The organism is Bradyrhizobium cajani (assembly GCF_009759665.1).
Lineage (GTDB): Bacteria > Pseudomonadota > Alphaproteobacteria > Rhizobiales > Xanthobacteraceae > Bradyrhizobium > Bradyrhizobium cajani.
The window spans coordinates 45,156-68,948 of the sequence record NZ_WQNE01000021.1 but is presented as its reverse complement, the minus strand read 5'-3'; the positions used below and the strand labels follow the sequence as shown (position 1 = coordinate 68,948).

18 protein-coding genes are annotated in these 23,793 nt (G+C 62.4%); 7 read left to right on the top strand and 11 right to left on the bottom strand.

Annotated features, from left to right (window positions below):
• Positions 1–36: 36 nt before the first annotated feature.
• Together GPL20_RS23625 and GPL20_RS23620 are read right to left on the bottom strand one after the other, a co-directional pair.
• The gene (locus GPL20_RS23625) at positions 37–1,815 is read right to left on the bottom strand and encodes a caspase family protein (RefSeq protein WP_167533176.1); all 1,779 of its coding nucleotides are present in this window, start codon (positions 1,813–1,815) and stop codon (positions 37–39) included.
• A gap of 57 nt (positions 1,816–1,872) precedes the next feature.
• Positions 1,873–3,594, bottom strand: a complete 1,722-nt coding sequence (locus GPL20_RS23620; protein WP_157332100.1) for an NHL repeat-containing protein — start codon at positions 3,592–3,594, stop codon at positions 1,873–1,875.
• 159 nt (positions 3,595–3,753) lie between these two features.
• On the opposite strand from GPL20_RS23620, the gene GPL20_RS23615 reads away from it, so the two are divergent.
• Both GPL20_RS23615 and GPL20_RS23610 read left to right on the top strand, forming a co-directional pair.
• Positions 3,754–4,035, top strand: coding sequence for a hypothetical protein (locus tag GPL20_RS23615; RefSeq protein WP_157332098.1), 282 nt, complete (start codon positions 3,754–3,756; stop codon positions 4,033–4,035).
• A 98-nt stretch (positions 4,036–4,133) separates the two neighbouring features.
• Positions 4,134–5,111 carry a DUF4424 domain-containing protein gene (locus tag GPL20_RS23610; protein ID WP_167533175.1) on the top strand — a complete coding sequence of 326 codons (978 nt, stop codon included), beginning with the start codon at positions 4,134–4,136 and terminating at the stop codon, positions 5,109–5,111.
• A 9-nt stretch (positions 5,112–5,120) separates the two neighbouring features.
• On the opposite strand, the gene GPL20_RS23605 is transcribed toward GPL20_RS23610, so the two are convergent.
• Genes GPL20_RS23605 through GPL20_RS23565 form a run of 9 tightly spaced genes read right to left on the bottom strand, consistent with a single transcriptional unit; the run spans position 5,121 to position 18,713 of the window.
• On the bottom strand, positions 5,121–6,929 hold the full coding sequence (locus GPL20_RS23605) for a serine/threonine-protein kinase (RefSeq protein WP_157332094.1): 1,809 nt from the start codon (positions 6,927–6,929) through the stop codon (positions 5,121–5,123).
• Positions 6,926–7,702 (bottom strand): PP2C family protein-serine/threonine phosphatase, encoded by a 777-nt coding sequence (locus tag GPL20_RS23600; RefSeq protein WP_157332092.1) that lies wholly within the window; start codon positions 7,700–7,702, stop codon positions 6,926–6,928. Before GPL20_RS23600 ends, GPL20_RS23605 begins: the two co-directional genes overlap by 4 nt.
• Before the next feature lie 6 nt (positions 7,703–7,708).
• Entirely contained in the window at positions 7,709–8,410 is a 702-nt protein-coding gene (gene tagF, locus GPL20_RS23595; RefSeq protein WP_157332090.1) for a type VI secretion system-associated protein TagF, read from the bottom strand.
• Complete coding sequence (gene tssM, locus GPL20_RS23590; protein WP_157332088.1) at positions 8,407–11,943, bottom strand: type VI secretion system membrane subunit TssM; 3,537 nt, start codon at positions 11,941–11,943, stop codon at positions 8,407–8,409. The genes tagF and tssM overlap by 4 nt, the downstream gene beginning before the upstream one ends.
• 43 nt (positions 11,944–11,986) lie before the next feature.
• Positions 11,987–13,516, bottom strand: a complete 1,530-nt coding sequence (gene tssL / locus GPL20_RS23585; protein ID WP_157332086.1) for a type VI secretion system protein TssL, long form — start codon at positions 13,514–13,516, stop codon at positions 11,987–11,989.
• Positions 13,513–14,850: a type VI secretion system baseplate subunit TssK gene (gene tssK, locus GPL20_RS23580; protein WP_157332084.1), complete on the bottom strand. Its 1,338-nt coding sequence runs from the start codon at positions 14,848–14,850 to the stop codon at positions 13,513–13,515. Before tssK ends, tssL begins: the two co-directional genes overlap by 4 nt.
• A 45-nt stretch (positions 14,851–14,895) precedes the next feature.
• Positions 14,896–16,263, bottom strand: a complete 1,368-nt coding sequence (tagH, locus tag GPL20_RS23575; protein ID WP_157332082.1) for a type VI secretion system-associated FHA domain protein TagH — start codon at positions 16,261–16,263, stop codon at positions 14,896–14,898.
• A 12-nt stretch (positions 16,264–16,275) separates the two neighbouring features.
• Positions 16,276–16,839 carry a DUF6931 family protein gene (locus GPL20_RS23570; RefSeq protein ID WP_157332080.1) on the bottom strand — a complete coding sequence of 188 codons (564 nt, stop codon included), beginning with the start codon at positions 16,837–16,839 and terminating at the stop codon, positions 16,276–16,278.
• A gap of 5 nt (positions 16,840–16,844) precedes the next feature.
• The gene (locus tag GPL20_RS23565; RefSeq protein WP_157332078.1) at positions 16,845–18,713 is read right to left on the bottom strand and encodes a type VI secretion system Vgr family protein; all 1,869 of its coding nucleotides are present in this window, start codon (positions 18,711–18,713) and stop codon (positions 16,845–16,847) included.
• A 345-nt stretch (positions 18,714–19,058) separates the two neighbouring features.
• Between GPL20_RS23565 and GPL20_RS23560 the strand changes: the two genes are divergently transcribed.
• The 5 genes from GPL20_RS23560 to tssE all read left to right on the top strand — a co-directional run bounded on the left by GPL20_RS23560 (position 19,059) and on the right by tssE (position 23,793).
• Positions 19,059–20,375: a type VI secretion system protein TssA gene (locus GPL20_RS23560; protein WP_157332076.1), complete on the top strand. Its 1,317-nt coding sequence runs from the start codon at positions 19,059–19,061 to the stop codon at positions 20,373–20,375.
• A 124-nt stretch (positions 20,376–20,499) separates the two neighbouring features.
• Positions 20,500–21,027 carry a type VI secretion system contractile sheath small subunit gene (gene tssB, locus GPL20_RS23555; protein ID WP_157332074.1) on the top strand — a complete coding sequence of 176 codons (528 nt, stop codon included), beginning with the start codon at positions 20,500–20,502 and terminating at the stop codon, positions 21,025–21,027.
• Between the two features lie 17 nt (positions 21,028–21,044).
• Positions 21,045–22,547 (top strand): type VI secretion system contractile sheath large subunit, encoded by a 1,503-nt coding sequence (tssC, locus tag GPL20_RS23550; protein ID WP_167533174.1) that lies wholly within the window; start codon positions 21,045–21,047, stop codon positions 22,545–22,547.
• A 50-nt stretch (positions 22,548–22,597) separates the two neighbouring features.
• On the top strand, positions 22,598–23,083 hold the full coding sequence (locus tag GPL20_RS23545) for an Hcp family type VI secretion system effector (protein WP_157332070.1): 486 nt from the start codon (positions 22,598–22,600) through the stop codon (positions 23,081–23,083).
• A 161-nt stretch (positions 23,084–23,244) separates the two neighbouring features.
• Positions 23,245–23,793 carry a type VI secretion system baseplate subunit TssE gene (gene tssE, locus GPL20_RS23540; protein WP_157332068.1) on the top strand — a complete coding sequence of 183 codons (549 nt, stop codon included), beginning with the start codon at positions 23,245–23,247 and terminating at the stop codon, positions 23,791–23,793.

Here is a 23,793-nt window from a genome sequence, read left to right as displayed (position 1 = left end):
TCGGCTGCGATGGCGGCATGGCTCGTCCCCGAAATATCAGGGTGCGCTAAAAAAGCCAATCGAAGCGATCCGCGCGTCAGCGGGCAAATAACGCTCGAGGCTCTTGATGACCTGCCCCGAGGCGCGGCGCCGGTTGAGCTGCATCAGGACAGTCTCAAGATCGACCATGCGCTGCTGCGAGGTCACTGCAACGATCTGCTCCGCACCAAACGGCTCGCCCACCCTGAGCGGTAGCCGCAAGCTCGCCGATCGGGCCAGCGCCGCATCGGAACCCACCGGATACAACATCTGGATGGTGCCATCGCCCGACACGTTAAACAGCAGCACCGCCCTTGATGCCACATCAGACAGGTCAACTTCGACGGTCTGGCCGGCGCGCTGCTGTCGATCGTCTGGCCAAATACGCATTATCTGCGGCGACCGGGTCGCCATGCGCTTGAGTTCACGAATTGCCGCCGTCCGGTCGACCACCGTCGGCAGACTGGCGACCTCCACCCCATAGGCGACCACATCACCCCACGCGATCACGTCGTGGGACACAGGATCCCAGATCAGGTCGGGATTGTCGGTCGGTTGAACGGCCTGCATCGTGACGTCCTTCGGAGTCATACTCGCAAAATAGTTCGTCTTGCCGTCGAGCGCCGCCACCCGGATCGGCACCGCGGGACGGAGGGGCGTCGGCGCGGCGCTGGTCGGAACTGCATTGGTCGCGGCGGCAAGGGTCGGAACGGTTGTCGCCTTGGCCGTGACGGCCGACGGCGCAGGTCGCTTTCCCTCGACAGGCGCCGCGGCTCCGGCCTGACCAGAAGCCGCTCTTGCAGCCGGGCCTTGGATCAGCACCACACCGCGCGTCAGTTCGAAAGCGACATCGGTTTCCGGAGTCTGCGCCGGCGATGATATCGTCACAACGTTCTGTCGCTGGTCCGAGAGCTGATAGACCACCTGTCGAACGTTGCTGAAGAGCTCCTTGAGCGTCACCTTTCCATCGTGATTGATGTCGGCGCTGCCTTCCATCGCCCGCGCGACCGCGTAACTGAGAGCCCCGCGCAGGCCATCGATTCCGGGGATCCGCACTTCCGGCGCCTTGGTGTAGCGATCAACCGCAGCCAGGAACGCCGTGTGGTCGAAGTCGAGCTCGGACTTCGGATCGCTGCTGTCTGAAACTGGTTTCAGTTCATCGACCAGCAGCGTGTAGCGCGGCACCTGCCGGAAGCTCATCTCTGCGGCACGCGGATCAATGTCGCGTACCATTCCGCCGCCGTGGCAAGTGTCAGCCACGAAGATCACCTTCGCTCCGCGCAGTTCGAACTGACGGATGAAATGGTTGAACTCGCCGCCCAGAATACGCTCTACGGACCCGGCTGGCGTGGTTTCGAAACCCGGCAGCAGGAACACGTTCTCCATCCCGTCCGGCTCCGATCCTTTAACGCGCTCCGGCTCTTGGGTGCCATGACCGGCGATCGACAGAAAGATGAGGTCGTTGCTCTTTGTCCGCTCTACCAGGGCACCCATCTCGCGCAGGACGCCTGCCCTGTCGGCCCGGGCGTTGGTCAGCTCGACGACATCGCCAACACCCATGGACTTCAGGCTGGCCACGATGTCGGTGGCGTCGGCGACCGCACCCTTCAGTTTGCGCACGTGCTGATAGTCGTCGATGCCGATCACGAGGGCACGTACGGCTGCGCCGTCCGGATTGCTAATCGCCAGCCCTCCTGCCGCACGCGCGTACGGGATTGTCAGCCCGATCAACGCGACGAGTCCGACGGTGGCGCATAGCCGCCCGATCTTATGGTCAAGTCCTCTGGGCATCCGCATCGTGATCCACCTCGACATCATGCCTACCCATTCTGTAGCGCCGACGACACACAGGGTTCAGCGCCTCTTGCTTGCCGTTTTGCGACCCGCCGGCGGCTCGGTCTCTTGATAGGCGTTCGCTGATACTGTCGTCTGATCGTCCGCAAAGGCGCGAAAGCGAACCGGAGCGTAGCCGCGCGCGAGCAGGCTCGCCAAGGGATAGACGTTACGGCAGACGCGGCCGTTGCAGCCACCGGTCGAGGATTCCATCACCTCGGCCTTTCGATCAGGCGTGAACCGCAAGAACAACATCACGTGCGAGCCCGGCTTGTTCAGCGCATCGCCGGGCCTCAGGTCCCAGGGGTTGGCCACGGGCGCTGCGATCGCGGGAATGGCGGCGGTAGTGTAGTGAACACTGAGCCCCCACGCGGCGCTGACGAATGCCGAACAGTCGACGCCCGCCACATCCGGCCGCGGCGCGTTGCGGGTGCAGACATTACCGGCCAGAGTCCCGCTCTCGATCCGCTGCCGGAAGTTCGCGAGCGAACCGTGGCAGCCCCAACAGTAGGGCACGCCGCGCACCTCCTGGTTCACCTTGCCCTGGAGGTACCACGGCCGGCGAATGCGGCTGAAGCCACTGCATTGGCTGTCCGGATCGCTGCCGTAGTTCGCCTGCGTCAGCTTCCACTGGACACCCTCGAATGCAAACGCGGTCTCGATCGCCTGCTGGCGATTGGACGGCCGCACGGCGGCTGTCGCGTTGAATTTGACGTCAGGTTGCGGCGCCGGCGCGGCTGCTGTTCGCGACGGCCTCACGTCGATAACCGAAACGTTGCCCAGGGGCCGGAAGCCGACGCCGACCACTTCAATACCGTCCGGCTTGGTCCGCAGGAAATAGACGTCGCCATCGCCGGAAACCGTGACGAACCTTCTGGTCAGCGGGGTATTTTCCAGAGGCAGCTCGTAGATTCCTTCGAGACGCCCGTTCGCGGCATAGCGCGCGACGAATGTGGAAGCATTCTTCCCCGAGGACGGAATGTCCTCGGCCAGCACGTAGAAGCGGTCGCTGTTGTCAATCTCGAGAAACTCCACCGTGCCGAGCTGGTTGCGTACGCGCAGGCCGAGCTGGCCGATCGTCTCGTTGGTGACCATGGTTTGGATCTCGACCCGAACGCTGGCATTGCCCTTGTCCGGAATGATATCGGCAATCACCGACCCCTTGCTTCGGGAAGCGACATATTGCCGGTCGGGTTGCCGCGTCGTCTTGACGATGGCCGCGCGGGTGTTCTGATCCAGCAAGTCCGCAGCGCTGCCGGGCGCCTGCGAACCCATCTGAGCGAACGCCGAGACGGCGAGCTGATCGTCAGTACCACGGCTCGAGACCTCCTCGAGCTGGATCTCGTCGCCACCGAGGCCGCGTGTGGATTGTCCCGGCGCCGCCTTGAGAGTACGCACGCCGCCATCCCAAACCATGATGTCGTCGTTGTGCACGACGAGGTCGGTCGGCTGGACGTCCCTCGGCATCTTGAGGACGTCAGGATCAGAGTTTGGCTGTTTGGGATCGAACTGCAGAATGCGGCCGTTGACCTGATCGAGCACAAACAAGTTGCCTTGCCCGTCGACAGTGAGCGCTTGCGGACCTGCGAGTTCCACGGCCTGGCTAGCCGGGACGATGCCGACCATGGACGCAGCCGAACCGCCGGCAAAGCTACGCACGACAGTATCGTCAGCGTGCGCCCCGGTTACGAAAATGCCGGCGCCAACAATGAGTACCCAGATCCAATAAGTTGGACGAAGCATGTTCGCCTCGATGTACCCCGAACCGATCGCCGCATCGGATCGACTAATCTGAGATGCCGTTGATGCGGCGCGTCAATTAGTGGTGAGCAATCTCAATCGCGTTCAATTCTATCACTGGACGGTGATAGTCCGAACTGCTTCAGCTTGCGGTGCAAAATCATGGCCAGGAATAGATTTGAGCCGGTCAATGAAATCCAGCCCGACGCGATCACGCTGGTCCTGAAGCGCGATAATGACGGCGCCTCCGGGTCGATCGTGCTGCCGGCAGCCGCGAGCGGGGGGCGGCTGACAACTGACCAAGTGAGCGCACAGTTACCGGCCCAGGACGCCTTTCGCGGGGCGATTCGGTTGGCGAACGACGTAAAGCTCGCGATCGTGGTGTGCGATCCAGACGGGGTCTGGAAATCTGAATGGGGCGACCTTTATCAGCCGATCGAATGACGCGCTCCGGATGGAACCGGCATATGCTGCGGCGCCACATGGAGACTAGCGTGGTGAGTAGACTCTCAACCCGGCCGTCGTTCCGAGTACCAGCCCTAATGGTTGCGCTGTTGGTTGCGAGCGGCTGGCCAGCACGGGCCAACGACTCGGCCGCGGAATTGTCGATCGGCGGGCTCCAGTTCGTTCGCACCAATGACGTCGCCATGGCGAGCGAGGACCTTCGTATCGCGCTCGACAGGGTCAGCGTTCGCTACCAATTCGCCAACGCCACCAGCAAGCCGGTTACGCTTACCGTTGCCTTTCCGTTGCCCGACATCGACCTTTCGGAGGCCGAGAACGTTGCACTGCCGTCGAACGATCCGGTCAACTTCGTCGACTTCGAGACTATGGTCGACGGCAGCCCAGCACCGCTGACCATCGATCAGCGTGCCATGGCGGGCAACAAGGATGTCACCGCCCTGCTCCGTGAGCTCAAGCTGCCGCTGCTGCCGATCGGTGGCCGCGAGATCCGGGTGGCCGACCTGCCCGAGGCAACCCGAACCCGGCTCGTGAATGATGGCCTTTTGATGCCTGCCGGCATGAGCGATAACGGTCGCCAGCAATATGCGCCAGGCTGGACTATCAAGACCTCGGCTGTACGCCAACAGGTGTTTCCGCCCGCACGCACCGTCACCGTCGAACACCAGTATCGGCCGAGCGTCGGCTCCAGCCCTGACACAATTCTGCGCTCGAGCCTGCGCCGCAGCAGCGCGCTCGGTCAGGAAGTCGCGCGTTACCGGAAGGAGTACTGCGTCCAGGATGCGTTCCTCGCCGAGCTCGACAAGCGCGCAGGCAACAGCCAAGCCAACACCGCGAAACTGCAGGAGCGGCGCATATCGTACGTGCTCAAGACCGGCTCGAATTGGGCCGGGCCGATACGGTCGTTCAAGCTGACGATCGACCCGGGCGGCAGCGACCGCCTGGTGAGCTTCTGTCCGGGGCGGCTCAAGGCAACCTCCGGAAATACGCTTGAATATTCGGCAAGCGACTTCAGACCGGATGCCGACCTGAAGATCCTCGTGATCGGAACGTTTTGAGCGTGCCAATCAGTTCGTGAGCAGCACGTAGCGTGCGGCCGCGATGATCGTCACCTTGTTGCGCTGAGCCTCGCTCAGCGCCTGCAGGAAGAACGTGTCGGCGGCCGTCGGTCGCGGCTGGCGCAACGAGTCCAGAACCTGCGGGGTTGCCACGACCAACAGCAATTGCGGACCGTTCGCGCCCCCTGTCGGGAGCGTAAACGAAAGCGAGTCGATGCCGGGCTTCAGAAGATAAGACAGGCTCTGAACTTCGCCGCGATCCGACACCATGAGCAGCTCCACCACGCGGTTGGCGAAATTCTCGATTGTGCCATTGAGAGTTTCGCCAGCTTTCAGCTCCGTCGCCGATAGAGTGACGCGTGGCGCCCGCGCCTGATCGCTACCGACCTGGCTCAAAAATTTGACGGCCGGGCATTGCGCCTGCGTCACTTGCCTGACGCCGACCGAAGCCTCAAATCCCTGTTCCCGCCGGAACGCCTTGTCGAATGTGTCGAATGGGGCAGTCGAGGCGCCGAAACCTTCGATGACGGCGGCGTTTTGGCTCACGGCAACCGGCAGGACGAAGAAGCAGTCACCACCAGTATATTGGGCCACATATTTTCGGATGCGCTCGACTCGCCCCGGTCCATCGGGTGCCGGAGACGACGTCACCGTCGGCGGCACGGGCAGCTTCACCGGCTCCTGGCGTCCCGGCTGTGGTCCAGCGGGCTCGACTTTCGGCGGCGACATTGTCCCGGCGAGTTTCGGAGGTGGCGGCAAAGCCGCCCCACCGGGCGCCGTCCAGACCAGCTTGTAAAAGGCATATCCGCTCCCGCCGAGCAGAAGCAGCACTGCCACTGCGCCCGCACCCAGCCAGAGGCTGCGCCGACTCCGCACGGTTGGTGGCATCCTGTCCTGCGACGACGGCGCCGCGCTTTCCGGCCGCCGCAGCGGATCGAAGCCATACAACGGCGCGTCGGGTGTCTGAGCCGAACCAGTCGGCCTCCAGTTGGCGACCTCCGCCATGGTCGGTCGCAATGCTGGATCAGGCTGCAGCATCTGCTCCAGCAACGGCCGGATGCGCATGTCCAGCGCACCGAGATCGGGCACACGCCGACGCTTCTCCACCAGTTGAAACTGGCTGCCGCCCATGTCGAGCTTCTGTCCGGTCAGCGCATGAAACAGCACGAGACCGAGACTGTAGACATCGGATTTCGCGGTAACCTCGTTGCCGTACAATCCCACCTGTTCCGGTGATGCGTAGTTGTCCTTGCCGGCGAAGCCCGAGCCGATGATGGTCTTGTCACCCATTTGGGTGGATCGGGCGATGCCGAAGTCTATGATCTTGGCCCGCTTGACATCGTCTAGTGGCACGATGATGTTGTCCGGGGAAACGTCGCGATGGATGATGCCGTGCTCATGGGCGGCCTCCAGTCCCGACGCGACACGACGCATCAGTTTGATGAGCGCCTCGAAGGTCAATGGCCCTTCGTCGAGCATGTTCGAGAGCGAGCGCCCGTTGACGAACTCCATGGCGAGGTACGGTCGCTGCAGCACCGGCTCCACGGTGAACAGAAAGTAGCGAACGATCGCATCGTGTGGAAGGTTGTGGAGCGCCGCAGCCTCCCGACGGAACAGCGCGAGCGCCGCCTCGTTGTCGACCATGTCGGGCAGCAGCATTTTCACCGCGACCAGCGATCCGGTCTGAATCTCGCGGCATTTGTAGACCTCACCCATGCCGCCAGCGCCGATCACCGCTTCGATCTCGTAGATGCCGTTGAGCCGGGTGCCGGGCGGCACGCCGTGGTAGGACGATTGGAGAGGATCGTTCGGAGTCATGGTTGCGGCTCCCGATTGAGCGGCGATCGGGTCGGCTCCGTAGATCGCGGCATCAGCAGCCGCACGATCACGATCGTCACGTTGTCGAGTCCTCCGCGATCCAGAGCCGCCGCGAGCATATCGTCGCACGCCGCCTGGGCGCTCCGCGTGGCCGCGTGCTGCAGGATCTCGTCGTCCTGCAAGTGCCTGGTCAATCCATCGCTGCAGATCACGAAGATGTCTTCCGGCTCAGCCGGGCCTGTTACCACTTCGAATTCCGGATCATCGGCGACGCCGACGGCCCGGGTAATGGCATTGCTCGGCCAATCCCTCACGTCTTCGCGCGACAGCGCGCCTTCGGCGATCAGTTCCTCCAGTTCGCTGTGATCATGCGACACCTGGTTGATGCCACCGCGGTTGATCAAGTAGACTCGGCTGTCGCCTGCCCATATGCAGGCATAATAGCCGTCGCGCACGAGCAGAACCGCTGCGGTCGTACCGACGGTAGCCCCCTGTCGCTCTTGGCTAAGCGCCAGGATCTGCCGGTTCGCGCTGAACAGCCGCTCCTCGCATTCCGCCAGCAGGTCTGCGGCTGACTCTGGCGTGCCGATCGCATCAAGGGACTGCACCACGATGCGACTGGCGAGATCGCCGGCCTCATGACCGCCCATGCCGTCGGCGACCGCCCACAGGCCGACGTCGGTGCGTACCAGACATGAATCCTCGTTCCGTTCCCGTACCCGTCCGGCATGGGTGATGCTACCGACCTCGAACAAGGATGGGATGTGTACCATTGCGCATCACCCCGTCCCGGACGCCGCGAAGCCAAGTTCGCCGGTCAGCAGCGTGGAATAGTGAAACGGATCCGGCAATCCACGGCAACTCAGCGCCAATGGCGGAAAGCCTTCGCCTCCCGCAGTCCACCAGAAGCTGGCCGCGGCGTAGACTTGGGGATTGGCGGCGCAAAGTGCGGCAAATGATCCGGCAAATGCGTCGACCGTCGAAGCCTTTCCCATGGCCGCGGCCCCCAGCGACGTGATCGGCGGACCGTCGGCGGCTATCGTCTGCAGACGCGGCACCGCGAGGCGGTCCAGCCCATCGGAGATCTGCTCGAAGGTTGCGGCCCGATCCAAGGTCGAGAGCAAGAATGTCTCGGCTTGACCGAACCATTCGTCCTGCGGATCGATGCTCGGCGGCGGCAGTGAAACGTCATCACCCATCATCGCGTGCAGCGTCAATGGATAGTACCGCCCTACCCCGTCGAGCGAGGGCATGATTGCGCCTGCCACCGTTCTGCCGCAGATCGCAGCGCCGAGCCAGAAGCGCCAGACCGGCGCTGTCAGGAAGGCCTGTTGCCAGCCTGGACCAAGCTGGTGGCGACTTGCCGACAGCGCGGCCTGCACCCAGGGCTCCCAGGCTTCCAGGAAACTGCGCGGGGTCGCGATCGCGATGAAATCGCGTTTCGCGCCGATCTTGCCGAATAAACCGCAACGCATGGTCATATTCCGGTCGGGCAACGAAACTCGCGGAGCACTGACAGGTTCAGCGGATTGCGCAACGATCCGGTTGATATCTGATAGTTGAGCTCGCGCCCGGCGACGATGAAAGTCGCGCTGGCGGTTTCCGCCTTCGCCACCAACGAGCCAGCCTCCAGCATCCGGAACAACGACCAGGGGCCGATGCGCTCAAGCACGGATGGCGGGCCAGTATCATTGCTGACTGAAATTGCCGTCCGCGGCGATGGCCCTGGCCACAGGACGGTCGTCGGAGCATTGCTCTGTGGCTGTGGCGGCGGCGCAGGTTGCGGACCGCCGAAGAAGGACGGAGCGGCCGGTCCGGGAGTGGTCGGGCTCGTAATCGTAGTGCCACCGATCTCGGTCTTGACCGTCACGCCAGGCCCGGCTGCCCCCGGCGGCCGGATCGCGAATGACACCGCCGGCACACCGCCGCCGGTCTGGAAGAAGGCGTCGCGGATATAGGCCGCATTCTGGAATTGCTTGAGCGTGTCCGGCGAGAACGACCGGCCGACGGGGCTCTCCTTCCGCCAGACCCAGTCCGACCGCGACGTGTCGGCGTAAGGTGCCAGGTATTGGGTGAAGAACTTTTCCATAACTCCATTCGGACTGAACAATTTGGCGAAGTCCGCGAGCGGGACCTCCTGGTTGCTGCTGCGGACGAATGGATAGCGGTTGGTCACCGTCTGCTGGCAGACCGGCGTGACCTGATCGCGCAACGTCTGCAGGATCTGTCCGGCGGTCGAGGCCGCAATACTGCCTTCGAACTCCCCGGCTGCCGCACGCAGCATGTCGGAAAACGGCGGTGGCATGCGCGAGGCATTGTTGCGGAGCGCTGCGACCTGGGTCTGAAGCGCAGCCGTCGCCTGTGCGGTCAGTTGCGGGTTCTCGATAATCAGCGTCAGGTTCTGCGCGATGTCGTTCAAATTGGCGATGGTCGAGTCGATCGGCCGGTGAGTGCTCTCGCCCTCGAGCACCGCATGGTAAGGTTTGAACTGTGCCTCGATCGTCGCCCCAGGTGGTCCATCCTGGGCGTTGGTGAAGAGTGCCGGCGCCGGCGCGCTGGCGGCCGCCGCAGCGTTCGCCGGCTTCGCCCGTTCCTTTGTCAGCATCGTCTCGTCGCGCACCGACTCCAAGATTTGCCGCATCGGCGAGGTCGGCGCCGAGAGCGCCCTCAGCACCTCGTATTTCGGCTTGTCGGCGAGCAGCTTCTTCAGGCGCAGGCTCCCGAGCGCCGTTCGCCAGGTCGTCACGAAGTCGTTGGAATAGATGCTGAGCAGATCGCCGGCCAGATTGTCATATTGCTGGTCGATGGCCGATTGCTGACCGGCATCACCCAAGACCCACCGCTCCCGCTTCATCCGCTCCGACAATCCGGGTAATCGGGCGATGAACTTCTGATGGAAGCCGTTATACGTGAAAAACTCTGGCACCCGCACGGCGTCCAGTGGCTGCCCCGTCGTGCTTTCAAACACAACGGCCATGTCCGGCCCGCCGCGGCGGCTGGCGAGCCAGTCGCCGGTGGTCGATGCGCGTGCCTCCGATTTCAAAAACTCGTAAGCACGCTGCGACACGCTCAGGCGCGCCAGGGAATTCTGGGCCTGCTTGATCAACCGGCCGTCGAGCGCGACCAGCGGCGGCTGCTCGGTCTCGAGGTCGAACATCGCCACGAGATTCTCATCGAGCAGACGCCGCCCCTCCGCGTTGGTCGCGCCGGGGTAGAGATTGTCCGCCCAGTCACGTTGCATCCAGGAACGGATCAGTTCGCGGTCCGGCGCCTGCAGGCCGCCGAGCATCAAATAGACCTTCAGCGCCTCGTAGACGAAGGCAGGCTCGTTGATGCGCGCATTGAGCTGCTCCTCCAGGCGATACAGCAGGCGCGGCCGGAACATGCGCTCGAGCGCCGTATGATAGGCCGCCTTCGAGGGCGACATCAACCGCGCGTGCTGACTGAGCCCGTATCGAGCCGACAGTGGCACCGGCTCGTTGCGCGACCCATAGCCCGCCGGAGCGTTGCGCAGCCGGTAGAGCAGCGGCAGCACCTTGTCGAGATCGTGATCGGCGATCAGTGTCTGCTTGATGAGCGGTGCTCCAGCGGACGCATACTCGCTATCCGCCTGCAGGCTCTGCTCGATCAAATCGGAATTGCGCTTGTAGCTGGTTAGCCACGCCGCAATCAGTCCGATCGAGACCAGGCCAATCAACGAAAACGCTGCGGTTTTCAACATCAGTGCGCGGCGCACCGCGGCACGGTCGGTCGAGACCCAGTCAGCCTCACCGATGATGACCTTGGAAATCAGATCGGCGAGGAAGTAGCTCTTGCCCGTGCCCGAATAGGATCCGGAACCGACCTCCTCCGCTCCGAACGTACGCGCCAGTGATCCGATCAATTGGTCGATCGGCGTGCCTTGCTGCGTACCCGAGGTGAAATAGAACCCGCGCAGGTTTGCGTTCACGTGATAGCGCGTCGGTTCGAATATCTGGTTGAGGAAGTCGTGGATCTGGGGCTTGAGCCGCGCCATCTGAGCCGGGAATCCGAACAGTTGCACGCGGTGCTGCGGCGTCGGCTCGTCCTGCAGACGGTCGAGCGTCTCCTCGCTCAGGCGCTCCAGCAGACGGTCGAACTCGACCGGGATCTGCCCCACCAGATTCTGGGTCTTATCGGCGGTCTGGAACGTGGCGCCCCATACCTGACGGCGGCCGGCTTCGCCGAGGTAGGCGAAATATTCGGTGAAACCGGCAACGAGATCGGTTTTGGTAAATAGCGCGTAGACCGGGAAGCTGACCTTGAGCCTCTGGTGAAGCTCAAGGAGGCGCATCCTGATGGCGTCGGCATGAAGCGAGAGCTCCTGCTTCGGCAGCGTCAGCACGTCTTCAATGCTGATGGCGACGAGGACGCCGTTGATCGGCTGGCGCGACCGGCTTTTCTTCAGGATGTCGAGGAATGCCAGCCAGCTGTCCTTGTCGGCCTTGCTGTTGGAATCCTGGGTGGTGTAGCGGCCGGCGGTATCGATCAGCACCGCTTCCTCGGTAAACCACCAATCGCAGTAGCGGGTCCCACCGACCCCGGCGATCGCCGCCGGCGTCGCCCCGCGCGCGAGCGGAAATTTGAGCCCGGAATTGACCAGCGCCGTGGTCTTGCCGGCGCCGGGCGGACCGATGATGACGTACCAGGGCAGATCGTAGAGATAGCCCGACTTGTTTCCGCTGGCGGTCTTCAGCGTCGCGAGCGCGTCCTTCATGCGCTCCTTGAGCACCGGCTCGTCGCTGACGGGCTGATCCGCACCTGCGATGCCGTTGGCGATCTCCTTGGCATTCTTGCGCCGCTTGAACAGATTGAGGCCAATGATTCCTGCCACGGCCGTGGTGAGCAGCAGAATAGCGATCTGGCGGACGATATGGTTCTCCAGCGGCCGCCAGTCGCCGAACGCGATGAAGGGACCGGCGAAATAGATCACCGCTCCGAGCGAGCTGAGCCCGACTCCGTAGAGAACAATGCGGAGAATGTCCTTGGCGAGCATCTAACGGTACCTGTCGCAAACCGCGTGAACTGGCGGCATCTGCTTATTCGCTGCGTTCGATAAAGATTTCGACGCGCCGGTTCTTGGCGCGTCCCTCAGGTGTCGTATTGCTGGCGATTGGCCCATCGGCTCCCTTGCCCTCGACGTCGACGCGCGAGGCATCGGTCAGGCCAGGCTTCAATGCGGCGGCAACCGCCTTGGCGCGTTCGACCGACAACTCGAAGTTCGAAGGGAACCGCACCGTGCGGATCGGCGAACTGTCGGTATGACCGACGACCCGGATACGTCCCGGCTCCTTGTCGAGGGTTGCGGCGACGCGGACTGCGACCGGCTTGAAGCCGTCGAGGATGGTAGCCTGCCCAGACGCAAACAATGCCAGGTCACAGACCCTGATCACGATGAAGCTCGCGGTCTGGTCCGCCGTCATGGCACAGGCCGTATTCTCCTTCGCCAGCGCGTTGCGGATGCGCTGCAACTGGGTGATGCGGTCCGGTGGCGGCGGTGGTGGTGGCGGAGGCGGTGGCGCAACGACCCGCCGCTTGAGCTCGATCGGGCCGTCCGGATGAAGCGCGAGCGCCACCTCGGCAGCATTCTCCGCCCGGCCGGCGAGCAGCGTCCGCAGGACGAAATAGGACCCGGTCAGCAGCGCGGCGATCACGGCCGCCACCAGCCAGACTGGAACACGCAGACGCTGCCGGCGACCAGCCAGCGCCTGCCCGCGCCAGTTGGGCGACAGGTCGCTCACCGTCTTGGGCCGGACCCGACGCAACAGTTCATAGAGGTTGCGCTGGATCACCTGCAGGTTCGCAAGCCCGCCTGCCGATGTGCGGTGAATGCCCTGAAAGCCGAGCGCCAGGCAGGCGTGCTGAAGCTCGAGCACCGGATAGTTGACCAGCGGATCGGCCTTCAAATGGTCAAGTATCTCGAAGAAGCGGACGCCGCCGACCCGCTCGCCGAAGAACCGGCTCAGCATCGAGTATTGCGTCCAGACGTGGCGCTCCTCGGTCGGGATGTGCTGCACGATATCGTCGGCCGTGGCGCACAGGATGTACTTCGCTGTGTTGGCCTGATGTTCGGAAATGCCCGCTGAACGGATATCCTTTTCAAAAAACTTGATGGCGTCGGCGACCTGCTCCATCAGGCTCGCGAATGACGCACGCATGAGCGCCACCCGCAACCGGCCAAGCAGTTGCAGCAATGGGCCCGCAGCGCGCATCACCGGATTGGCATTTGGCGCGACCAGATCGTCGACGCGCAGCGGCGGACCGGGCGGCAATATCGGCTGCGGCGCCTGGCTTTGCGCCGGCGTCGAGATCCATTCCTCCGCCGGATGGCTGGTCGGCGGGGTGGCGTAACCCGAGCCCTGCGGGATGGGAGAAAAGGATGGCGGCGCGGGCGAAGGCGCGCCGGGAGAAGGAACGGGCGACGGCGAATAGGCCGGACGTGCTGCAGGTCCCTCGCCCGCCGGAAGCTGCGGGGTCGGCGCCGGCGGCAACTTCCCGCCGGGGTTGGGACGGATGATCGTCCGTTCGCCCCGACCGAAAGGATTGACCGGCTTGTCCCTGTCGCTCATGGCCTGTCTTCCAGGATGGCCCAAAGGTACAGCTCAAGCTCCGGCCAGTCGCCAGAGAAATGCATCCCGATTGAGGCCGCCGTGCTGAATTCGGGCCACAGCGGCGACTTGCGGTCGAGATAGAAATACACGTGGTCCGTGATGGCCCGAATGTGCGGCGGCGGCGTCGGCAAATGCACCAACGTCAGACCTGGCAGGTTGGCGTGCACGATCTCGTTCATCTTGGTATTCGGCCCGACCTTGAAAAGGTGCGGGAAATCGTTCTGGATCTCCACGAGCGGCCGCCGTGCGGCAACCTCCAGCACCAAGGTCGCATTTCGGAACAGCGCCCGATCGCGGATCGGCGACACGAACGCATTCTGCGCGCGTTCGATGATCTCGAGGCGAATCGCCCGCCGGCCCAGCCGCGCGCTCAGGAAATCCTGGATATCGCTCACCAAGGGTGTGAAGACATTCTCGAGATCGTCGTGATCGTACGCCGGATAGTTACGCGCGCGCCGTTCCGCCGTGGCAAACGTCGCAAGCTCACCCGCGAACCTCAGCAACTCCTCGTACAGCCGCTCGGGGTGCACGCTGCCGGAACGCTGAAAATGAGTCAGCACGGGAATGGTGCGGTTCAGCACCTGCAGCACCAGATAGTCGACGCTCTGCAAGCCGCCGCCGGACGACGGATCGACCGCATAGCGCGCCAACTCGTCGAGCTTGGTCTCGACCCAGCCGATGATGCGATTGAGCCATCCCTCGATGATCGGATGGGCGGCGCAGACCAGCATCGGCGGCACGAACTTGTCGTCGAACAGGATGTTTTTGTCGCGCACCTCCAGGATGCGCGCGATACCGAGACCCATATATCCGGGCTTGCTGGTCTTGCGCAGTTCGAACGACAACCGCGGATAGGCTATGTCGATCTCTTCTTCGATGCGCAGCGCGGAAGTCGAGTCGATGAAGGTCTCCGAAGTGCGAACATAGCGACTGGCGCTATCGCTGCGGTCCTCGTCGACCTCGCGGGTGTTCGGCGCCGCGACCGGCATCATGAGCCAGACGATCTGGCCTGCGGCCGAATCCGGTACTTCGATCGCTTCAGGAATTGAGCTGTCCGCAGGAATGTCGAACGGCGTTCCGTCCGGCATGACGCCGGACGCGTTGCGCACCGCGAATTTGCTCTGCTCGGTAAGGTCCTTATCGATCTCGAGCTGGGCAAATCCCCAAGGATACGGCGTTGTGTAGCGAACGCGCTTTTCCAGCAAATGTTCGATGTAGCGATCGTTCTGCTGCAGATGATGCGGCCGCAGAAACAGACCTTCTGACCAGAAAACCTTGCTGTACCAAGACATTCCATCCACTCAGCAATTGTCGGCGACTGCGTGGTCGCCGATAGTTCACTTTGACCCGGCCTTGTCGGCGCGGTCGTAATAGTTCGAGAAATGCAACATAAAGGTATCGATCGGCGCGCTGCTGTCGCGGCCTAGATGCGCCTTCCAGCGCGTCAGGAATTCGTCCCAGAGTTTGCTTTTGTTCGTGCCGAGCCAGGAGCTTGCGCCACGCTGAAGCTCGAGCTCGCGTGCCATCAGCGTTGGATCGATACCAGCGATCAGCTCATGGACCGCGTGCTGCATCGCCATGTACGTCTTCAATTGATGTGACTTGAGATCACCGAAGCCCTGTGCGAAGGCGCGTTGCGCGTCGAGGTAGCTACGCGTCGGCGGTCCGAACAGAATGCGCATCGCCTCTTCCGAAGTCGGCGAGAATTTCAACGGATTGTTCTCGATGGCCTGGACTGTGGTCTGACTCGTGCTGCGGGCTAGTTGCTTCGCCTGGGTTCGCGCCTGCAACAGCGCCATCAGATTGTCGACGGTCACCCGCAAGATGATACCAAGCTGTTCAGCGAGTTCGGCATCGGTCTGGTTGGCAAAGAAATTGTCCGGCAATCCGGCAGCGCGCGCCACCAGCAGCGCAAACTCGGTACCGCCGACCGGCATGGCGGTAACCGGTCCCTCGTCTGCCGGCGGCGCCGGGCGGGGCATCTCAGCCCGCGACGGCGATAGCGGCTGGGCAGGCGCCGGTTCATCATCCGTCCACACCGATGGCCGACGCGGGGTCGGCATGGCGGGCGGTCGCTCGACTGGCGGTTTCGGCGCGACGACCGGACCGGCGGCCCAGCTCATGTCATCCCGCACGGACGGCTGGTAGGGAGGCATTGCCGATGAACGTCGAACGGGATCCACGCCCGGGGCCGGGATGCTCGCCGCCCAATCCAGGAACTCCGGATTGACGGGCCGCGCGGCCTCGCGCGGCGTCTTCAAGTGTTGCGGGTCGATCGGCGGCGGCACGTCCCGATCTGCCGCCCAAAGCTCCTGGTAATTCGCATGCTGCCGGACCGGGGGTGCGTGCAGTTGCGCGTCATGGTTGGGGGCGGCCCCCCCAGCCTCATCCTCCAGCGAAACTCCAATGATGTAATGGCCAATGGTAAGCCGATCGCCGTCACGCAGCCGGTGCGGCCCCCGCATACGCTGATCGGCGCCATTGAGAAAAGTCCCGTTCGTCGAGACGTCGTGCAGCCAGTAGCCGCCATCGCGAAAGTGAACCTCGCAATGCTTTCCCGAAATCATGCGCGCCGGATCCGGCAGTGTCCAATCGAGGTGACGGTCCCGGCCAATGTCGATCGAACGCCTGCCGGTGACCGAAAATGACACAGGGCCGCCGTCGGGAAGGTTCGGTTCGTTCTCGATATGAAAGCGAAGCACCATCACATCGTCTCGTTAGCGTGCAGAACGCGGTTCGCCGCGCGCTAATTGAATACCATCCTCTAGGCATGCCGTCATTATCCGGTCCCGGGAGTCACGGGAGAGCCGGCAAAGGCCGATCAGCAGGGCTGCACGCACCGCCCGCGCGGCTTGATCCGGCTTGGCTTCGACCGGCGCAAATTCCGCGGGAACCACGCTTCCACCGGACCAGCCGGCCGCCAGCGCCAGCCACGTCGCCGGCTGCTCGGGGTCGTTGGCATTGCCGACGGCGAGCGCCTTGTTCCGGGATTGCTCATCCGATTGGCGGACCCAGGTCTCCGCGAAATTCAGCGACCTGCTGTCGTTGGCGTCGAAATGGTCGAACATCCGTCGCAACGAGCGGCAGCCCCAGGCAACAGCCACACGCCTAGGCAGAAGATAGGCGCAAAACGATACGGCCTGATGCCAGTTGCGCGCGTCGGTGGCCTGCTCAAGGAAATCCAGTGAAGGCTTCCCGGCATCGGCCTTGCCGACGTCATGGCGCGCCATGGGATAGGCTTGAAGCAGATCCTGAACCGTGGCGAACCGAACCTGACCCATGATCGTCAGCCGACAAGAGTTGGAGTGCCGTGGGCGACCAGCGGACCGCCGGCTGAAAGCGCCATGGCGGCCTGCGCCGTCATGGCGATGGTCGGCGCGTTGATGATGATGCCCCCCGGGGTCAGAATAATCTGGCTCGGACCAACCTGCAGGGTGATGTTGGCATTGGCCGTCAGCGCGATGCTGATGCCCGCGTTGACAGACTGGTCCATGGCCAGCGTGACGTGCTGACCGCCCAATTCGATATCCAGCTTGTCATTGCCGTTCTTGAGCGTGGTCTTCCGGGTGTCACCGCCGAATGCAGCTTCACCGATGGTCCTCGTCTCGGTGTCGCGGACCGTCACGTCGTGGTCCTTCTCGGCATGCACCGTGATCTTCTCGGATCCCTTCTTATCCTCGAAGTTCCACTCGTTGAAGCCGCCGCCACCCTTGGTCGAGTCAGACTTCAATCCGGCAATCGTCTTCTTCGACGGCAGATCGTAGGGTAACTTGTATTCGTCGTTGTACACGGTGCCGATCACCAGGGGTCGGTCCGGATCGCCTTCGAGAAATTCGACGACGACTTCCTGTCCGACGCGCGGAATGATCTGACCGCCCCAGCGCTTGCCGGACCAGACCTGGGCCACGCGCAATCGGCACGATCGCTTCTTCTTGCGATCCCAGAAAAACCGGACATAGATTTCGCCCAACGACTCGACGTCAATTTCCTCGCTCGAATTGTCGTCTTTGGTCACCACCTTTGCCGTCTGGATGCCGTTGATCCTCGGCTTCGGCGTCATCATCGGCGCTCGAAACGGCCGGTCGCTTGGCAGAAACTCGAAGCTACCGAAATAGACATGTTGCCCGGCATCACTGGGACCGCCAGTGCGGTAGGATTCGATCGAGAACGAATGCGTTGCTCGCACCACGAGATATTCGACGTTCTGCGAGTCCTTGGCGTGCTTTTCGAGCTTCGTCAGCCCGCCGGGGAACAGGTTGACGGCGTCGCCGTTGCCGCGGCGCCGCCGATCCATCGCCTGCTCGGCCTGGAGCTGGATCTTCGCGTAGCGCTCGCCGTCGGACTTTTCCTTGAACTTGCCAGGATAGTCGTAAAACTCCATCTCTGACCTGGTGTAATGCTCGGAGCCCTTGGCATCGCTGATCATCTGCGCATTGGGCTTCTGGTAGTTGTAATCGTTGAGCTCGATCTTGCCGGTACGAAACCGACGCTCCGAGACCCATTCGTAGATATGCTGCTCGCCTCGACGGTCGGCACCAGTCAGCGGGATGTAGGGAATCGTGGCAAGCCCGTTGATCGGGCTGTGCGACGACTTGGAGTCCGCAAGCACCAGCGTGTGCTTTCCGCCATCATGCTTGAAGAAATAGTAGATGCCGTGCTGTTCCATCAGCCGGCAAACAAAGTTCAGGTCGGTCTCGCGGTACTGAACGCAATACTCGAGCTTCGGACAGGAGCCCTCTTCGGTCAGCTTGGATTCATAATCTGTGAAGCCGCGCTCATTGAAGACCTCCTTGATGATGTCGGGTGCCTTCTTGTCCTGAAAGATCCGGCAATCGGTGGTGCGCGACAACAGCCACAACCAGGGCCTCAGGACGATCCGGTAGCTGAAATAGTCGTTCTTCACCCCGAGCCACTGGGCTTCCGTAAGGATGCCACTGAACTCGCGTTCCTTTTCATGCAGCTTGATCGTCAGCGTGCACTGCTGGCCGATCGCACGATCGAAGTCGAGGTCGGCATCCTCGCTGAGACACTCGATACGATACTCGAACAGTTCGCTGAGGCCTTCCGAAGCCTCGAACCCGACAAAAACCAGAACGTCCTTGCCGAGAGGCGTCTTGAGTTCGCAGAGGCGGGTATCCTGGGTAAGCTGGCCCATGTGGGCTTAAACTCCCTCCTTCGATCGCATGATCGGCTGCAAGTGCAGATCAGGCGTCATGCAAGAATCGCGGAAGTCCTGCCGCCACTGGCAATGCCGGAAAGTCCGCCCGGGGGCCGCCCCTCCTGACGCGCCACAGCAGCCGTCAAAGGAACCACCCCGGCCCTCAAGTAGTCGGCTCCAAGAGCTTGCCGGTTCACGCGAAAATGTCATGATCGTCCGGAATGAACCGGGACCTGCAAGGGTCTAACCCATAAGTCATCGGATCATGATCCCCCTGCGTGATCCGCCAGATGCCAATGGCTCTGCAGAGGGCCATGGCCGAGGAGATATGGACGATCTCGCATGCTTGATGTCATCGCCCTGACGCAGCCAATAACGGCCAACGATCCCTGCGGGCCGGATCTCGACGCCGTCGGAGACGTCCAATATCTCAACTTCTTCGCATCTGCGGAATCCCTGCTGCCAATGTCGTTCTTCGAAGTCGTCAACGCCAACGGAGAGCGCGGGCGCTTCGATCCGAAGGCGGTCGATTTTGCCGGCCAGTTCGCCGCCGCACAGCCCCTTCTGGCTCGTACCCGCGATCTGCGCCTGAACATGCTGCTCGCCAAGTTCTCCATCCTCAACCGCGATCTCGACGGCTTCCTTAGCTGCCTGAAGGCGACAAATTTGCTGCTGCGCGAGCAATGGGAAGCTGTGCATCCGAGGGGCGAGGACGGCGACTTTGCGCTTCGTGCTGTCACGGTCGAAGCGATCGACGTGTTTCCGACCGTGATTAACCCGCTCCAATTCCTTCCCCTGATCGAAAACCGCAGGCACGGCAGCCTCAACTACCGCGCCTATCAGGTTGCCAACGGCGAAATTTCCGCCGGCGACGCCGATATCGACGGCCCCGATCTCGCGACCATCGAACGCATCGTCAGCGAAACTGACCTCGACACACTCAAGAGCACCAGCACACGGTGCTCCGCGGTCGCCGCTGAAATTGCAGACCTCAAAGCGATCTGGCACGAAAAGTTGAACTCGGGGCAACCCATCAGCCTCGACAGGCTCTCCGCGATGGTTAACGGCATGGCCGCGTGGCTTGCGGGCCTTGTCGCCGCGCGTGATCCGACCGCGATCGCCGCTCCTGCGGGAGAAGATGCGGCTTCCGTCGATGCGCCAGTTCCGCTTGACGCGACCGGCGCACTCGCTTCCTCGGCGCAGGCCTCCGCGGCGCTCGCGGCGGCGGCCGAATATTTTTCGCGAATGGAACCGTCCAACCCGGCGCTGTTGCTGGTGCGACAGGCGCAGGAGATGGTCGGCAAGTCATTCATTGAGGTGATGCGGATGCTGGTGCCCTCACACGTGGAGAGCGCTGCGATCAACATCGGGCGGGACAAGGTTTTCAACCTGCCGATCGAACGGATGGCGGAGCTCGCGACCTCATCTTCGCCCGCGCTCGAGACCGACAATCAAGATATTGTTTTTTCAGTAGAAAACAGAGCGCAGGCTTTGGCCCTGCTGGCGAAGGTCGCGGCGTTTTTCCGCACCGCGGAGCCATCCAGCCCGATCCCGTTCTTGGTCGACCGCGCGCGCGATCTTGCACAGCGAGACTTCCTCAGCCTTTTGAATGACGTCCTGCCCGAGGGCGCGCTGAAAACAATCGACAAATCGCATTGAACCCGCGTTTCCCTCGAAGGGACTAACTGGACATAAGGAAGCTTTGCCGACCGCGAGTTGAAGCACCTTATCAACCTGCGTCGCGCAAGTCGGCCTCTCAAGCGATTTCGTAAAGAGGGAACCCATGGCTACCGATAGCGGTCAAAAATTCATTCGACGCAACCGCGCACCGCGCGTGCACATCACATACGAAGACCCCTACGACGCCGAGCGGCTGATCGAGTTGCCGTTCGTCATGGGCGTCCTCTCTGACCTCTCCGGCAATAACCCCGGCGTCGAGAAGGCGAAGGTCGAGGAACGCAAATTCCTCGAGTTCGACATGGACAATTTCGACAACCGCATGGCGGCAATCCAGCCTGGCGTGACGGCGCGCGTCGCCAATCGTCTCACCGATGGCTCGGACGAAAAACTCTCAATCAACCTGCGCTTCAACAAGATGTCCGACTTCACGCCGGTCGCGGTCGCCCGCCAGGTACCGGCTACGGCCAAGCTTCTCGAGGCGCGCGAACAGCTCGCCAACCTGCTGCGCTACATGGATGGCAAGGTGGCCGCCGAGGATCAGCTGAAGAAACTTCTCGCCGATCCTCAACTAATGGCCGCGCTGCGAGAGCGCGCGACGAGCGGCTCTACCGAGCCCGGCACTGAGAACTAAGGGGAGGAATGGGGACCATGGCAAAGGAAGCTGGTCGTAAAGAGGCCATTACCCAGGTCGGAACCGTCGAGGCGGACGAGTTTGCTGCTCTGCTGAAGCAAAGCTTCAAACCGCGCACCGAGCGTGCGGCGACCGAAGTCGAAAACGCGGTATCCACGCTCGTTCAAGAAGCGTTGAAGGACACCAGCGTCATCAAGTCGGACGTGCTCGACACGATCGAGGAGATGATCGCGCGGATCGACCAGAAGCTGACCGCGCAGATGAACGAGATCATTCACGCACCCGAGTTCCAGGCGATCGAAAGTGCCTGGCGCGGTCTCCACTACCTCGTCTTCAATTCCGAGACCGACGCCAGCCTCAAGATCCGGGTGATGAACGTCTCGAAGAACGAGCTTTATCGGAACCTGCGGCTTTACCCCGATGCGCGCTGGGATCAGAGCCCGCTGTTCAAGCAGATCTACGAGTACGAATTCGGCCAGTTGGGCGGCGAGCCGTTCGGCTGCCTGATCGGCGACTACTATTTCAGCCACCTCCCCACCGACGTGCAGTTGCTGCGCGATCTCAGCAAGATCGCAGGCGCCGCGCACGCCCCGTTCTTCAGCGGCGCCGAGCCGACGCTGATGGGGATGGACTCGTGGACCGAGCTGTCCAACCCGCGCGACATCGGCAAGGTGTTCGACACGCCGGAATATGCCGCATGGAAGGGACTGCGCGATCAGGACGACTCGCGCTATCTCGGCCTGTGCATGCCACGAGCGCTGGGTCGCCTCCCCTACGGCGCCAAATCGGAGCCGGTGGAGGAGTTCGCCTTCGAGGAGGAGACGGACGGTCACACCGGTGACAAATACGGCTGGATCAACGCCGCGTATGCGATGGCAGCCAACATCAACCGCGCCTTCAAAGAGTTTGGCTGGTGCACGCGCATCCGCGGTGTGCAGTCCGGCGGCGAGGTCATCAACTTGCCGACGCACACATTCCCGACCGACGATGGCGGCGTCGACCTGAAATGCCCGACCGAGATCGCGATCAGCGATCGCCGCGAGCACGAACTTGCGAAGGCGGGTCTCATCCCGCTGATCCATCGCAAGAACACCGACAAGGCCGCCTTTATCGGCGCCCAGTCGCTCTACAAGCCGAAGAAATATTTCGGCGAGAAGGGCGTGGATGCAACCGCGTCCGATAACTTGTCGTCACGACTGCCCTATATGTTCGCCGTTTCCCGCTTTGCGCACTATCTGAAGTGCATGGTTCGCGACAAAATCGGATCCATGAAGGAGAAGGATGAGCTGACGGTCTGGCTGCAGACTTGGATCAACGAGTACGTTGATGCCAACCCGGCCCTGTCGTCAGAAGCTCAGAAAGCGCGCAAGCCGCTGGCCGCTGCGAAGGTAGAGGTCATAGCAAACGAGGAGAACCCGGGATATTACAACGCGCGCTTCTTTCTCCGTCCACACTTTCAGTTGGAGGCGATGGACGTCGGCCTCAGTCTGGTTTCACGCCTGCCAGGCCCCAGCTCCTGACGCCGCATCATCGCAACCGTGAACATACAGAAATTTGAGAGGACCACGCTATGGCTGTCGACATTTTCCTGAAACTCGATCCGATCAAGGGCGAGTCGCTGGACGACAAGCACAAAGACGAAATCGATATTTTGAGCTGGTCGTTCGGCGAGAGCCAGACCGGCACTTTCCACAGCGGTTCGGGCGGCGGCGCCGGCAAGGTCAGCGTCCAGGACCTCCACTTCACGCACTTCGTCGACAAGGCCACGCCGGAACTCTTCAAGGTTTGCGCGAACGGCAAGCACATCGACACGGCGATCCTCACCGTCCGCAAGGCGGGCGAACATCCGCTGGAATATCTCAAGATCGAGATGAAGCACGTTCTGGTCACCAGCGTATCGACGGGCGGCTCGCACGGCGAAGAGCGTCTGAGCGAAAACGTGAGCCTGAACTTCGCGAAGGTCAAGATGACCTACAAGACCCAGACGGACAAAGGCGGCGGAGGAACCTCGCCGACGTTCGGCTGGGACGTTCCCGCCAACAAGGAATGGGTCTGATTTTCAGCTCCTCGCCTGGCGCCGGTTGCGGGTAGCGCGAACGGCGCCAAGCGCTGCGATTTTGATCGTACCTCTCGTCCGGCCCGGTCGAGGCCGTCACCTCGGCGACGAACTGGCGCCCTACCGAATTGCGTGCGAGCCGGGCGTCATGGGGACCGTAAATGACCATTACACCCAAGCGGGATCGGCTCTCTCCTCCATTGATGCTGGCGTTTCGCTCAGCTCATGAAGCGCGCGATGCGCGCAAGAAGCTCAATCTGCGCGATGAGTTCGGCGAGCGGATCATTGCCGGGCGACGCAGCGCGGGTCGATTTCCGGTCTCGGAAACGCTGCTCCGGCGCGAGGTTTCCCATGACCTTGAAACGCTCCTCAATACCATCGCTCTGGAATCCACTCTGGATCTCAGCGCCCGGGACTGCGTCCGTACATCGATCCTGAACTTCGGTTTCCCCGATATTGCTCACCGTTCGATCGACGAAGTCACCGACGATGAGCTCACCGACGCGCTGCGCACGACGCTGACGACTTATGAACCAAGGTTGGATCGCAAGACGATCCGGGTCCGCCGCGACGGCTCGGTTGGCCCCGAACAGCTCAAGCTGCGCTTCATCGTTCACGCCGATCTGAAGGCCGAGCCACTCAACGTTCCCGTGGAATTCGTCGCTGACGTCGACCTCGACAGCGGCGACATCCAAATCAACCGACTCTAG